The sequence below is a fragment of the Marinobacter antarcticus genome (assembly GCF_011049865.1).
Taxonomy (GTDB): Bacteria; Pseudomonadota; Gammaproteobacteria; order Pseudomonadales; family Oleiphilaceae; genus Marinobacter; species Marinobacter antarcticus_A.
Window position 1 is genome coordinate 1 of record NZ_DRGY01000015.1, and the last position, 12,674, is coordinate 12,674.

The window sequence follows — 12,674 nt, forward strand, 5'->3', positions numbered from 1 at the left end:
GGATTAAAAACTTTGAGGGGCGCTCACTGGGCAATCCAAAACCTCGACAGTGGAGCGTCAAGACGAACGGCGGCGCATTTGACCAGTTTACGGGCGCCACTATTACACCTCGGGCCGTGGTAAAGGCCGTCGAGAGATCGCTGGTTTATTTCCGGCAGAACCAGCAGGTCATCCGGGCTAAAATGAATAAACCCCCATCAGGGCATGGCCCCGTGGTCATACCCGGAGATAGGACCAACACATCCCTGAACGTGGAGCAATCCTGATCATGGCGACGAAAACGTCCGGCGAAATCATCCGTGACGGCCTCTGGGACAACAACCCGGCGCTGGTTCAGGTGCTCGGGCTGTGCCCGCTTCTTGCGGTCACCAGTACCGTTGTGAATGCCATTGGTCTTGGGCTGGCAACGCTGATGGTATTGATGGGGTCCAATCTGGCGGTTTCCCTGATCCGGAATTTTGTCGGCGAATCCGTACGCTTGCCCGCATTTGTGATGATTATTGCCTCATTTGTAACCTGCGCCGAGTTGCTGATGCAGGCCTACACGTACGAGCTTTATCAGATACTCGGAATTTTCATTCCGCTCATTGTCACCAACTGCGCCATTCTTGGCCGCGCGGATGCGTTTGCCTCACGCAATGCGCCCGGCCCCGCGCTGCTTGACGGCATAATGATGGGCGCCGGCTTCTTTATCGTATTGGTGATTCTCGGCGGCATGCGCGAACTGATTGGCCAGGGCACCTTGTTTGCGGACATGCACCTGTTGCTCGGCCCCACGGCTGCCAACTGGACTCTGGAACCCTTTACCAACTACCCGGACATGCTTTTCATGGTACTACCGCCGGGTGCGTTCGTTGGGCTCGGCTTGTTGATTGCCTTGAAAAATGGTATCGACAACCACATCAAGGAACGCCAGAAAGTTCCTCAGCCAGCCGCAACGTCCGGCGCCAAGCGCGTTCGCGTGACCGGAAACCTCTCATGATCCGCGACCAGAGTCGTAATGAAACACCATGAACAAAGCCAAACGTACTGAAATTTTCTCCCGCTTACGGGAAGCAAACCCTAACCCGACAACGGAGCTGAATTTCAGCAGTCCGTTTGAGTTACTTATTGCGGTTATTCTCTCTGCACAGGCAACGGATGTAGGTGTCAACAAAGCGACAGACAAGCTCTATCCGGTCGCTAACACGCCGGAGGCCATACAAGCGCTGGGTGTGGATGGTCTGAAGAGCTATATCAAAACGATTGGACTGTTCAACAGCAAAGCGGAGAACGTTATCAAGACCTGCCGCATTCTGATCGAAAAGCACAACAGCATAGTGCCGGATAACCGCGACGATCTGGAAGCTCTTCCGGGGGTTGGTCGCAAAACCGCCAACGTTGTTCTGAATACAGCGTTCGGGCAGTTGGCCATGGCGGTGGACACGCATATTTTCAGGGTATCAAATCGCACCGGTATTGCGCCGGGCAAGAACGTTGTGGAAGTTGAAAATCGACTGATGCGGCTGGTGCCAACGGAGTTCCTTCAGGATGCCCATCACTGGCTTATTTTACACGGTCGCTATACTTGCATAGCACGCAAACCCAGATGTGGCGCCTGTATCATTGAGGATCTATGCGAGTTCAAGCAAAAACGTGACTATCTTTAAGCAACCGACTTATAACATAAAACGCCAGCCATGAGGCATGGCTGGCGTTTTGGGCATTGCGTCAGAAAGTCTATTTGAACAAAAGATTTCCCGTCAGACCTTCTTTTTCAAGTATCTCTCGTAAACGCCGCAACGCTTCTACCTGAATCTGACGAACGCGCTCTCGGGTCAGGCCAATTTCCTGCCCCACTTCCTCCAGCGTGCTAACCGGATAGCCCCTTAACCCGAACCGCCGGGACAGGACTTCCTGCTGCTTGTCGCTGAGGAGGTCTATCCATTTTTCAAGGCATGAACACATATTGCTGTCTTGCAATGCGTCTGCAGGGTCAGAAGCGCCTTCATCGGCCACCGTGTCCAGCAAGGATTTGTCTCCCCCTGCGCCGATGGGCGTATCCATGGATGCAACGCGCTCGTTAAGCCCCAGCATCCGCTTTACATCATTAACCGGCTTATCAACTTTCCGTGCGATTTCCTCTGCCGTGGGCTCATGATCCAGCTTCTGCGTCAGTTCACGGGCAGCACGCAGGTAAAGATTCAATTCTTTGACGACGTGGATGGGCAGGCGGATTGTGCGGGTCTGGTTCATTATGGCCCGCTCAATGGTCTGACGAATCCACCAGGTTGCGTAGGTTGAGAAACGAAAGCCCCTTTCCGGGTCAAATTTTTCAACCGCGCGGATCAGCCCGAGGTTGCCCTCTTCAATCAGATCCAGCAGCGTTAGCCCGCGATTGACATAGCGGCGGGCAATTTTAACAACCAACCGCAGGTTGCTTTCTATCATTCGTTTGCGGCCGGAGTCCTCGCCTTTGCGCGCCAGACGCGCAAAATAGACTTCTTCTTCCGGTGTGAGAAGGGGTGAAAACCCGATTTCATTGAGATAAAGCTGTGTGGCGTCCAGCTGTTTCGAGCTGGTGTAATACCGCCCCTGGGTGGGGAATCCACCATCGACGTCGGCAGCCTCCGGCTGGCTCCTGTCGGTTTTTTCCTCTGCTAGTAACTGATCCTCCGAGTCATCAACGTCTGTTATGCGATCAACAATGATACTTTCTTGTTCTGCTGACATATCTCTTGCCCCGCCTTTCAACAATCCTGGATTTTCGCCCGATACTTTTTTTTGTTGCGGGCATTGGTTACTTCTTTTCTCATCAGGACTTTCTCAATGGCCAGCGCATGCGCTGTTACCATCATTTCTTCTTGTTTTAAATACTGCTCCCTGTGATTAACGTGGTGGCAGATAATGGGCTGGATCGACCGGGTTACCATTTTTTCGAATTTCAAAATGCAACATGGTGCGCTCCGTGCCGCTGCCGCCGAGCTCTGCAATCACCTGCCCGGCTTTTACTCCCTCCCCTTCGCTAACCAGAATCTTCCGGTTGTGCGCGTACGCGCTCAGGTAATGCTCGTTATGATTTACAATAATCAGGTTGCCATAACCCAATAAACCATTGCCAGCGTAGACAACACTTCCATCTGCGGCGGCTCTTACAGCATCCCCGGCTTTTCCGGCAATATCAACGCCTTTGTTGACTTTTCCAGATGCTGAGTAGCCTGCAATTACGGTGCCAGAGTGTGGCCAACGCCACGGAATGCTGGCTACCGTCTGCGTACGAGAAGCCAGTGGGGCAGCATTATCCGGTTTCCGGGTGACGGCTGGTTTCCGGGTTTTTGTGGAAATTGAAGCATGAGTTCTGGCTCCGGACGCCCGGGCCGATGTGTTTGCAGAGGGTCTGGATGTCTTTGCCGTTGTGCGATTGCTACTGCCTGACGATGCGGTACCGCGCAGATCCAGTCGGAGCACTTGCCCGGCGCGGATTGCCCAGGGCGGGCCAATCCCGTTGGCATTGCCCAACTCCTTATAGTCTCGCCCGTAAGTCCAAGCAATGCCGTAAAGCGTCTCTCCCTGGCGAACGAAATGCCGCCCCCAATAAACGGGTGGATTGTAGATATCGTCCTGATAGAGCGCCTGAGTGTTGCATCCACTCATTGCGCCGAAAAGGAAAAGAAATGCGATGAGAAAAAACCAGGCTTTGATCGTTTCGGAGGAACAGGAAAAGGACTGGGCACCAAAGAGGAACCGCGGGGGGGCCGACAATACGGCTTGAGCTGACCCACGTAATAATCTCACAGAAATAACACCGGCCCGGTTATTAGAAATCTGGTTAGGCTCTGAATCTGTTCAAAGAAGATCCTGAAGTTTTAAAAGTAACCCGCTAATTTATTGCACATTTTTAAATAAATTCCAAGCCTCTTACGGCCTGGCACTGTTACCTGACGCCTTTTTTGTTACGGGCGGGAACAGCAGTGTGCCTGTAAAGGTAACACAGGCTTACCCTGCGTTATCGGCTGTCAGCGGCGCCGTTTTTTGATAGCGCCTGCCAAACCACTCCATCAGCAACACAAGCATCACACCGGTAATGGCCATTGCCGCTGCCACCGCAATCTGCGGATCCAGACCCGTAAGATCTGAAAAAGCCCACGGGCTGATGCTGACCTCACTCAACGGCACCTGAGCTCCCGAACTGTTCGTACGCCAGCTGAGAATCTCTTTCCACGGCCATACTTTGTTCAGTGCACCGATCATAAAGCCTGTAAGCAACGCCAAAACATGATCGTGGTATTCGCGGAACGCCCAGGTAATCAGCCTTGCAACCGACAACAAACCCACCAGACAGCCCGCCATGAACAGCAGCAATATACCGATATCCAGGGATTTTATGGCAGCCAGAATCGGCGCATACATCCCGATAATAACCAGAATAAAACTGCCGGAAATGCCGGGCAGAATCATCGCGCAGATTGCGACGGCTCCGGCGGCGAAAAACGTGAAAGCGGAAGGCTCAAGTTGGCCGGCAGACAAGGTCGTGATCCACCACGCGCTGCCAATGCCGACCACAAGAGGAATAAACAGCGCCGTGCGGTAATGCCGTGCCTGGCGGGCAACGTGCCAGACAGACGCAAGAATCAGCCCGAAAAAGAAGCTCCATATCAGAATGGGATACTCAGCAAGTGCAAAGCTGATTGCCGATGCCAACGTAACAACGCTGACAAGAATGCCGGCAAGCAGAGCGCTCAGGAAAGTACCATCACAGGCCTGCCAGAAGGCTCTCACACGGCCCTTGGCTAAATCCCGGAAAAGGGCAACAGGAACAGCGTTAATGGCCGCCAGAAGCCGGAAGTAAATACCGGTTATAAACGCAATGGTGCCGCCGGAGACACCAGGAACAATGTCAGCCGCCCCCATTGCTATGCCCCTGAAAAAAACCGAGGCCGGATGCTGTGCACGATCATTGCTTTGAATACTGGTTTTTTGCGATTGATCAATCAACGGACAACTCCGCCCAAAAGGGGTACAAAACGAACCGGCTCCAGTTCATAACGTTCAAACCGGTCACCGTTGCGAACCATTTTAACAAGCACCTGGTGCCCTTCACCCACAGGTGCCACGAGTACACCGCCATCAGCCAGTTGATCCAGCAATTCCGTTGGCACCTCCATGGGCGCGGCGGTCACGATAATACCATCGAACGGTCCTCTTTCTGGCCACCCCATACCGCCGTCGGCGTGTTTGAGCATTACGTTGTATATTTTGAGCTGCTGCAGCCTCTCCCGGGCACGATCCTGCAGCGGCTTGATCCGCTCCACGCTGTAAACCCGTTCAAACAACTGCGACAACACGGCGGTCTGATAACCCGATCCTGTGCCCAATTCCAGCACTCTGGCGGGCTCATGCTTTAACAACAGTTCTGTCATTCTTGCGACGATATAGGGTTGAGACAGCGTTTGGCCGTAGCCGATAGGGAGCGAAGTATCCTCATAAGCCCGATGCGACAGCGCTTCATCCAGAAAAATGTGGCGTGGTACCTGCCCCATGATTTCCAGCACGCGATCCGATTCGATACCCGATTCCTTGAGGCGCTGAACCAGACGCATACGGGTGCGCCTGGATGTCATCCCGATACCCTGAAGCGCACCACTCACGCCTCATCTCCCATGGAGGTGTGAAGAGAGTCCACCCAGGTTCTGAGTGAAACAAGCGCTTCGTGGCGAGTCATATCTATGTGAACCGGCGTCAATGACACATACCCTTGGGCGACGGCGTGGAAGTCCGTTCCCGGGCCAGCATCGCCGCCTTTCCCCGCCGCGCCAATCCAGTAGCGCTCCCTACCTCGCGGGCAGGTCATTGGAACCGCGCCTTCGGCTCGTTCGCGGTTACCCAGCCGAGTAACACGAAACCCGGCGAGTTCCTCCCAGGGCACGTCGGGCACGTTCACATTAAGTATAGAGCGAGGCCCCAGAACAAACGGGCGCGCACTTTCCATAAGCATGCGCACAACCCTCGCGGCCGTGTTGTAATGATTCCGCCCCTCACTCACCAAAGAGACCGCAATGGCTGGTAATCCGAGATGACGACCTTCCGTTGCCGCCGCGACGGTACCGGAATAGATGATGTCATCCCCCAGGTTTGCATGGGTGTTAATGCCTGAGACCACCCGATCAAAAGGCTCGCGGAACAATCCGTTAACCGCCAGATGCACGCAGTCTGTGGGCGTGCCGTCAACCGAACGGAAACCGTTAGGATGTTGATCAACGGTAAGGGGGCGGTTAAGCGTCAAGGCGTTACTGGCCCCGCTGTGATCCCTGTCCGGCGCGACGACTTCAAGATCACCCAAGCCTTTGAGGCCTTCATACAAGGCGACAAGCCCCGGTGAATTAACACCGTCATCGTTTGACAACAAAATGCGCACAGTGCTCTCCGATAAATCTCTGAAAAATAAATCCCTAGCCAATAAACCGCTAGTCGTGTTGTTTTTTATGATGGCTGAGGCTTAGGTCCTCAAGCTCAAAAATATCGCCCAAAACCGTGGTCGCGTACTGGCCCGGCACGAGAAAAAAGTCCAGTTCCAGACTGTCATCGTCCAACCACGACCAAACCAGGCCCTCCGGCATGGCCATCAGCGGACGACGCTCAGGCTTCATTCGCGTGGTCGCGAATAGTGATTCCAATTCAGGGGCCTGCGCCACTATGTGCCGCTCGCGCTGGCCGGCCTCGCCGTCGGCGCTTGTACCACCGTCACCCCATAAGGGACCGCTTGCGGTCTCAGTTGGCTCCCCCGGTAGTGGCGCCTGCCAACTGCCATCAGCCACTCGCGACGCAAGCACTTCATTAAAAAGCCAGGATCGAGCAGCCGAAAAGTACAATACGTTTTTCCGGTCATCTCTGCCACCGCCTGACTTATTCCAACCGCGCCCTCGCCCGCTGCGCTTTCCCTTCCCGCTTCTGCGATTCAATGCCGTTGGATCAATATGAACCGCACGATCCAGGTTTGCGCCGCTAAAACCAAAACGCTGTGGGCCAAAGTAGTTGGGCGCGCCCTGGCTTTTCAGTCGCTCAAGCGCACGTTCGACAACGTCCCGCTCAGCACTGACCTGCCGGAGCGTAATCGTGAAGTGATTGCCCTGGTGATCACCTCGGCGGAGTTTTCGAACGCTACGACACGCTGATGTTACCGGCCAGTGTGACGAGATCTCTGCTATCAACGCCTTGTCGTCATCCATCATACCGGGCCGGTAAAGGCTGAACCATTGACGGGTAATCGCGTGACGGTCCTTCAGCCCACAAAATCCCACGTCAAAGGATCGACAGCTGGCAATGTTGGCAAGCTCCCCTGCCACAAACTCCGTGTTGTCGCCGGTTTTTTCGAGGTGCAGGCACAAATGCTCGCCTTCGCCCGCAACATTGGCACTTTCAAAAAGACTGACCTGCGCTGAAAATTCCTCCAGCACTTCTCCCACTCTGAAGTCTTCCGGAACGGTTTTCAGTTGAGCGCTGGCGACGCGCGTGCCTGCCGAAACAGGCCAGTCCAGCCGCCAGTTCCCTGCACCCATGCCGGCGCCGCTCACGATGCCACCTGCTCAAGCAGACAAACGGCCTGGCAAGCAATACCCTCGCCACGGCCGGTGAACCCCAGTTTCTCGCTGGTCGTCGCTTTCACACTCACACAACTGGCCGGAATGCCCAGATCCTGGGCAATATTCGAACGCATTGCCTCAATGTGCGAAGCCATTTTTGGTGCCTGAGCGATAATCGTTGTGTCGACATTCAGAACACCAAAGCCTTCCTCGGCCACCCGGGCCATAACCCGACGCAACAGGTCTCGGCTGTCTGCGCCGGCCCACTCGGCGCTGGTATCAGGAAAAAAATGACCGATATCACCCAGGGCAACCGCGCCCAGAAGAGCGTCTGCCAGAGCGTGCAACAGTACATCGCCATCAGAGTGGGCTTTCAAGCCTTGGCTGTAGGGTATGGACACCCCGCCCAGAACGACAGCGTCGCCTGCGCCAAAGGCATGAACATCAAAGCCCTGACCAATTCGCATAATTTACTCCGGGAAGATACAGACAATTCAGAACCGGCTGAGAATAAAACCGGCGAGATCCAGGTCGGCGGGTACGGTAATCTTGATGTTATCCGGCCGACCTTCAACCAGCACGGGCATATTACCGGAAAACTCCATGGCGGAGGACTCATCTGTTACCGGCTGCCCTTCAGCAAGCGCCAACTCCAGCGCCTCAACCAGCATGGAATAACGGAACATCTGTGGCGTCAGTGCACGCCATAGCTGGCTGCGGTCCACCGTTCCGACGATCTCCGGCAGCTTACCCCGGTCTGCTTTTTTTAGCGTATCGGCGACTGGCGCGGCCAGAAGACCACCCACCGGATGGTCAGACAAGGTTGAAACAAGATTTGCCAGATCGCTTGGGTGAACACAAGGCCGAGCGGCATCGTGAACCAATACCCAATCGTTATCCGCAACCTGCTCTTCCAATGCGCGCAGGGCTGAGAGAACGGAGTTCGCTCGTTCGCAGCCACCGCCGCACGTCTGAATACGGTCATCGGTACTGGCGTCAGTGTCTGACCACCAATGATCCGCAGCATTCAGCGGCACCATGCAACCGGAAAAAAGGCGCGAATCCAGAAGTCGTGAAAGGGTGATGTCCAGAATAAAGCGATTGTTGATACGGAGGTACTGCTTGGGACATTCGGCCTGCATACGCTGGCCAGTGCCGGCAGCGGGAACAATTAACCAAAGTCCGGGATGAGGCATAGGCGGTCCAGACCCTTGAAATCAGTGCTCAACAACGAGAAAGAAGGTTTCATCGTCGCGAATCAGCCCAAGGTTCATCCGGGCCCGCTCTTCCACTGCGCCCTGTTCGTTGCGAAGATTTCGCACCTCCGCGTACAAGCGCTCATTGCGGGCGGACAGCTCGGAGTTTTCTTCCTGCTGTTCGGCAATCGACTTGTCCAGTGTCCAGACCTGCGCAAAGCTACCCTCTCCAACCCACAGGCGCACCTGCAGCAAGAGAATGAGAACGACCATGAAAGCCCAGAGCAACTTCATTAATACAGATTCCGTTCAGGCGTAAATCGATTGAACATACAACGTCAGACGTTGAGTATAGACCTTAGAGTAGATTAGCAACAAATTCTTCTAACTGATTGGACAAAAAGGCCATCGTGTTTGAATGGTCATTCAAAACACGATGGCTTTGATCTTAACCCTGCCCTTTAATCTCGCTCAGACCGCGATAAGGGGCCTTGTTGCCAAGTACCTCTTCAATGCGCAGCAACTGGTTATACTTGGCAACGCGATCAGATCGGCAAAGAGAGCCTGTTTTGATCTGCCCGGCACAGGTGGCAACCGCAAGATCGGCAATGGTTGTGTCTTCCGTTTCACCGGAACGGTGAGAAATAACGGCTGTAAAGCCGGCATCCTGCGCCATCTTGATGGCGTCCAGAGTTTCACTCAAACTGCCAATCTGATTGAACTTGATCAGGATGGAGTTACCCACACCCGTATCAATACCACGTTTGAGAATTTTGGTATTGGTAACAAACAAATCGTCACCCACTAACTGCACCTTACTACCAATTTTGTCTGTCAACACCTTCCAGCCGTCCCAATCGCTCTCGTCCATACCGTCTTCAATGGACAAAATCGGATAGCGCTCAGCCAGACCCGCCAGGTAATCCGCAAAGCCGGCAGAATCAAAGCTCTTGCCTTCGCCGGCCAGATTGTACTGGCCGTCTTTGTAGAATTCAGAAGCCGCACAGTCCAGAGCCAGGGTAATATCGGTGCCCAGCTTGTAACCGGCTTTTTCCACAGCTTCCTTGATAATCGCCAAAGCCGCTTCGTTAGAAGGCAGGTTGGGCGCAAAGCCGCCTTCGTCGCCTACGGCAGTGCTCAAACCCTGAGCTTTGAGCACCTTTTTCAGGCTGTGGAATATCTCGGCACCGATGCGCAACGCTTCCGCAAAACTCTTGGCAGCAACCGGCTGCACCATGAATTCCTGGATGTCGACGTTGTTGTCTGCGTGCTCACCACCGTTCAGAATATTCATCATTGGCACCGGCATGCTGAATTTGCCGGACGTACCGTTAATATCAGCAATGTGTTCGTACAGCGGCTTGCCCAAAGAGTTTGCGGCAGCTTTGGCGGCGGCCAGCGACACCGCAAGAATAGCGTTAGCGCCCAGATTGGCTTTGTTCTCGGTGCCGTCCAGCTCCAGCATGATGTTGTCCACCCCACGCTGATCGGCGGCATCTTTGCCTTTCAATGCATCACAGATCTTGCCGTTAATGGCCTCAACCGCCTTGCGCACGCCCTTACCCAAGTAACGGGACGCATCGCCATCGCGCAGTTCCAGCGCTTCGCGCGAACCGGTGGACGCACCCGAAGGCGCACAAGCCCGGCCAAGAGTGCCGTCTTCCAGAATTACGTCTGCTTCCACCGTAGGGTTTCCACGGGAATCCAGAACCTCACGGGCTTTAATATTGGCAATCTTGGTCATTCTTCAGGGTCTCCAAGTTTATAAACAAAATCTGGTGCAAGAGAGCGGTGTACATAACGCGAAAACCGCCAATCAGGCGGTGTCGATGGGCTTAAAACTTTTCACAAGGTCGTCAACGGCCTTCACTCTCTGTAAGAAAGGCTCAAGCTGACTCAAGCGCAGTGCACAAGGGCCATCGCACTTGGCCTCATCCGGATTCGGGTGAGCCTCCAGGAACAATCCCGCCAAGCCTTGCGACATGCCCGCCAGCGCCAAGTCTGTCACTTGAGCTCGGCGGCCACCGGCAGAATCTGCACGGCCGCCCGGCATCTGCAGAGAATGAGTTACATCAAACATAACCGGAACGTTCATGGACTTCATAATACCAAAGCCCAGCATGTCGACCACAAGGTTGTTGTACCCGAAGCTGCTGCCCCGTTCGCACAATATAACCCGGTCATTTCCGGCTTCTGAGCACTTGGTGATGATGTGCTTCATCTCTTGGGGCGCCAAAAACTGCGCTTTCTTGATATTGATCACTGCGCCGGTTTTCGCCATGGCAACCACCAGGTCTGTCTGACGGCTCAGAAAAGCGGGCAGTTGAATAATGTCGCAAACCTCGGCCGCAGGCGCTGCCTGAGCCGCGTCGTGCACGTCAGAAATAATCGGAACGCCGTATTTGCTTTTGATATCGGCCAGAATTTGCAGGCCTTTATCGAGCCCTGGCCCCCGGAATGAGCTCACCGAGGATCGGTTTGCTTTGTCGAAAGATGCCTTGAACACGTAAGGAATGCCCAGCCTTGCGCACACCTCCACGTAAGCTTCAGCAACCTCAAACGCCATATCCCGGGATTCGAGAACGTTCATGCCGCCAAACAGCACAAACGGCTTGTGATTCGCGATATCAATATCAGCAACCGTAACGGTGTTCCGGGCCATAATCAGGATTCCTTACGTTTCGCCAGCGCAGCTTCCACAAACCCCTTGAACAACGGGTGACCGTCGCGGGGCGTGGACGTAAATTCCGGGTGAAACTGACAGGCAACAAACCAGGGGTGATCGGCAACTTCCACAACTTCCACCAGTTTGCCATCGGTGGAACGCCCGGAAACCTGCAGACCAGCCGCCTCCAACTGCGGCAGAAAGTGGTTATTCACCTCATAGCGGTGACGATGGCGTTCGCGAATGGTTTTTCTGCCGTAACAGTTAGCAATATTAGAACCCTCTGTCAGCACGCAGTCCTGGGCACCCAGGCGCATGGTGCCGCCAAGATCGGAGTCATCGGTGCGCTCTTCGCGCTCACCTGTCGCATCCAGCCATTCTGTTATCAGGCCAATAACGGGCTCCGGAGTGTGCTCACGAAATTCAGTGCTGTGGGCATCCACCAGGCCGGCTTTATTGCGGGCGTATTCAATAACCGCGACTTGCATGCCCAGGCAAATACCCAGATAAGGTACTTTATTTTCGCGAGCGTACTGCACGGTGAGAATCTTGCCTTCCACGCCCCGCTCGCCAAAGCCACCTGGAACCAGGATCGCGTCGGCGCTCTCAAGCGCCTGAGTGCCGTCGCGCTCGATGTCTTCGGAATCAATGTAATTGATCTTTATCTTGGTGCGGGTCTTGATACCGGCATGCAACAAGGATTCTATCAGCGACTTGTAGGCCTCAAGTAGTTCCATGTATTTGCCGACCATGGCAATCGTTACTTCATGCTCCGGATTCATCAATGAATCAACAACATTGTCCCACTCACTGAGATCCGCCTTGCGGGCATCAAGATTGAAACGCTCGATAACCAGCTGATCCAGGCCATGCTCGTGCAGCATGCGGGGAATAGCATAAATGGACTTGGCATCGCGCATCGGAATAACAGCGCGCTCTTCAACGTTCGTAAACAGAGCGATTTTCCGGCGGGAGCTGACATCCACCTCATGATCCGAGCGACACAGCAGAATGTCAGGCTGCAAGCCAATAGAGCGCATTTCCTTCACGGAGTGCTGTGTCGGTTTGGTTTTGATTTCGCCGGCAGTGGCAATGTAAGGCACCAGGGTGAGATGCATAAACAGCGCGCGGGAGGAACCTACCTCAACCTTCATCTGGCGACAGGCCTCAAGGAACGGCAACGACTCAATGTCTCCAACCGTACCGCCCACTTCAACCAGGGCTACGTCGGCGCCGGCTGCGCCTTCAAATACC

At 54.5% G+C, this 12,674-nt stretch carries 15 protein-coding genes; 3 read left to right on the plus strand and 12 right to left on the minus strand.

Annotated elements, in window-relative coordinates; translation table 11 throughout:
- The 3 genes from ENI00_RS01745 to nth form a co-directional block, all read left to right on the plus strand.
- Positions 1–266: FMN-binding protein (locus ENI00_RS01745; protein ID WP_304097917.1), on the plus strand; the 266-nt coding region annotated here is incomplete at its 5' end.
- A 2-nt stretch (positions 267–268) separates the two neighbouring features.
- Positions 269–982, plus strand: coding sequence for an electron transport complex subunit E (locus ENI00_RS01750; protein ID WP_304097920.1), 714 nt, complete (start codon positions 269–271; stop codon positions 980–982).
- A 28-nt stretch (positions 983–1,010) separates the two neighbouring features.
- Complete coding sequence (nth, locus tag ENI00_RS01755; protein ID WP_304097922.1) at positions 1,011–1,649, plus strand: endonuclease III; 639 nt, start codon at positions 1,011–1,013, stop codon at positions 1,647–1,649.
- A gap of 70 nt (positions 1,650–1,719) precedes the next feature.
- Here nth and rpoS read toward each other — a convergent pair whose 3' ends face one another.
- From rpoS to ENI00_RS01815, 12 genes are all read right to left on the minus strand, one after another.
- Positions 1,720–2,712, minus strand: a complete 993-nt coding sequence (gene rpoS, locus ENI00_RS01760) for an RNA polymerase sigma factor RpoS (protein ID WP_304097923.1) — start codon at positions 2,710–2,712, stop codon at positions 1,720–1,722.
- A 156-nt stretch (positions 2,713–2,868) separates the two neighbouring features.
- Positions 2,869–3,633: a peptidoglycan DD-metalloendopeptidase family protein gene (locus tag ENI00_RS01765; protein ID WP_304097925.1), complete on the minus strand. Its 765-nt coding sequence runs from the start codon at positions 3,631–3,633 to the stop codon at positions 2,869–2,871.
- 342 nt (positions 3,634–3,975) lie between these two features.
- On the minus strand, positions 3,976–4,974 hold the full coding sequence (locus ENI00_RS01770) for a DUF368 domain-containing protein (RefSeq protein ID WP_414674190.1): 999 nt from the start codon (positions 4,972–4,974) through the stop codon (positions 3,976–3,978).
- Positions 4,971–5,600 (minus strand): protein-L-isoaspartate(D-aspartate) O-methyltransferase, encoded by a 630-nt coding sequence (locus ENI00_RS01775; RefSeq protein ID WP_414674191.1) that lies wholly within the window; start codon positions 5,598–5,600, stop codon positions 4,971–4,973. The genes ENI00_RS01770 and ENI00_RS01775 overlap by 4 nt, the downstream gene beginning before the upstream one ends.
- 23 nt (positions 5,601–5,623) lie before the next feature.
- Positions 5,624–6,394 carry a 5'/3'-nucleotidase SurE gene (surE, locus tag ENI00_RS01780; protein ID WP_304097931.1) on the minus strand — a complete coding sequence of 257 codons (771 nt, stop codon included), beginning with the start codon at positions 6,392–6,394 and terminating at the stop codon, positions 5,624–5,626.
- 49 nt (positions 6,395–6,443) lie between these two features.
- Positions 6,444–7,535: a tRNA pseudouridine(13) synthase TruD gene (truD, locus tag ENI00_RS01785; protein WP_304097954.1), complete on the minus strand. Its 1,092-nt coding sequence runs from the start codon at positions 7,533–7,535 to the stop codon at positions 6,444–6,446.
- An 11-nt stretch (positions 7,536–7,546) separates the two neighbouring features.
- Positions 7,547–8,026, minus strand: a complete 480-nt coding sequence (gene ispF, locus ENI00_RS01790; protein ID WP_304097934.1) for a 2-C-methyl-D-erythritol 2,4-cyclodiphosphate synthase — start codon at positions 8,024–8,026, stop codon at positions 7,547–7,549.
- A gap of 27 nt (positions 8,027–8,053) precedes the next feature.
- Positions 8,054–8,755 carry a 2-C-methyl-D-erythritol 4-phosphate cytidylyltransferase gene (gene ispD, locus ENI00_RS01795; RefSeq protein WP_304097937.1) on the minus strand — a complete coding sequence of 234 codons (702 nt, stop codon included), beginning with the start codon at positions 8,753–8,755 and terminating at the stop codon, positions 8,054–8,056.
- A 21-nt stretch (positions 8,756–8,776) separates the two neighbouring features.
- Entirely contained in the window at positions 8,777–9,049 is a 273-nt protein-coding gene (locus ENI00_RS01800) for a septum formation initiator family protein (RefSeq protein WP_304097939.1), read from the minus strand.
- A 154-nt stretch (positions 9,050–9,203) separates the two neighbouring features.
- On the minus strand, positions 9,204–10,499 hold the full coding sequence (gene eno / locus ENI00_RS01805) for a phosphopyruvate hydratase (RefSeq protein WP_304097943.1): 1,296 nt from the start codon (positions 10,497–10,499) through the stop codon (positions 9,204–9,206).
- Positions 10,500–10,571: 72 nt separating this feature from the next.
- Positions 10,572–11,417 carry a 3-deoxy-8-phosphooctulonate synthase gene (gene kdsA, locus ENI00_RS01810; RefSeq protein WP_304097946.1) on the minus strand — a complete coding sequence of 282 codons (846 nt, stop codon included), beginning with the start codon at positions 11,415–11,417 and terminating at the stop codon, positions 10,572–10,574.
- 2 nt (positions 11,418–11,419) lie between these two features.
- Positions 11,420–12,674 (minus strand): CTP synthase (locus ENI00_RS01815; protein WP_304097949.1); only part of this gene is annotated, 1,255 nt, incomplete at its 5' end.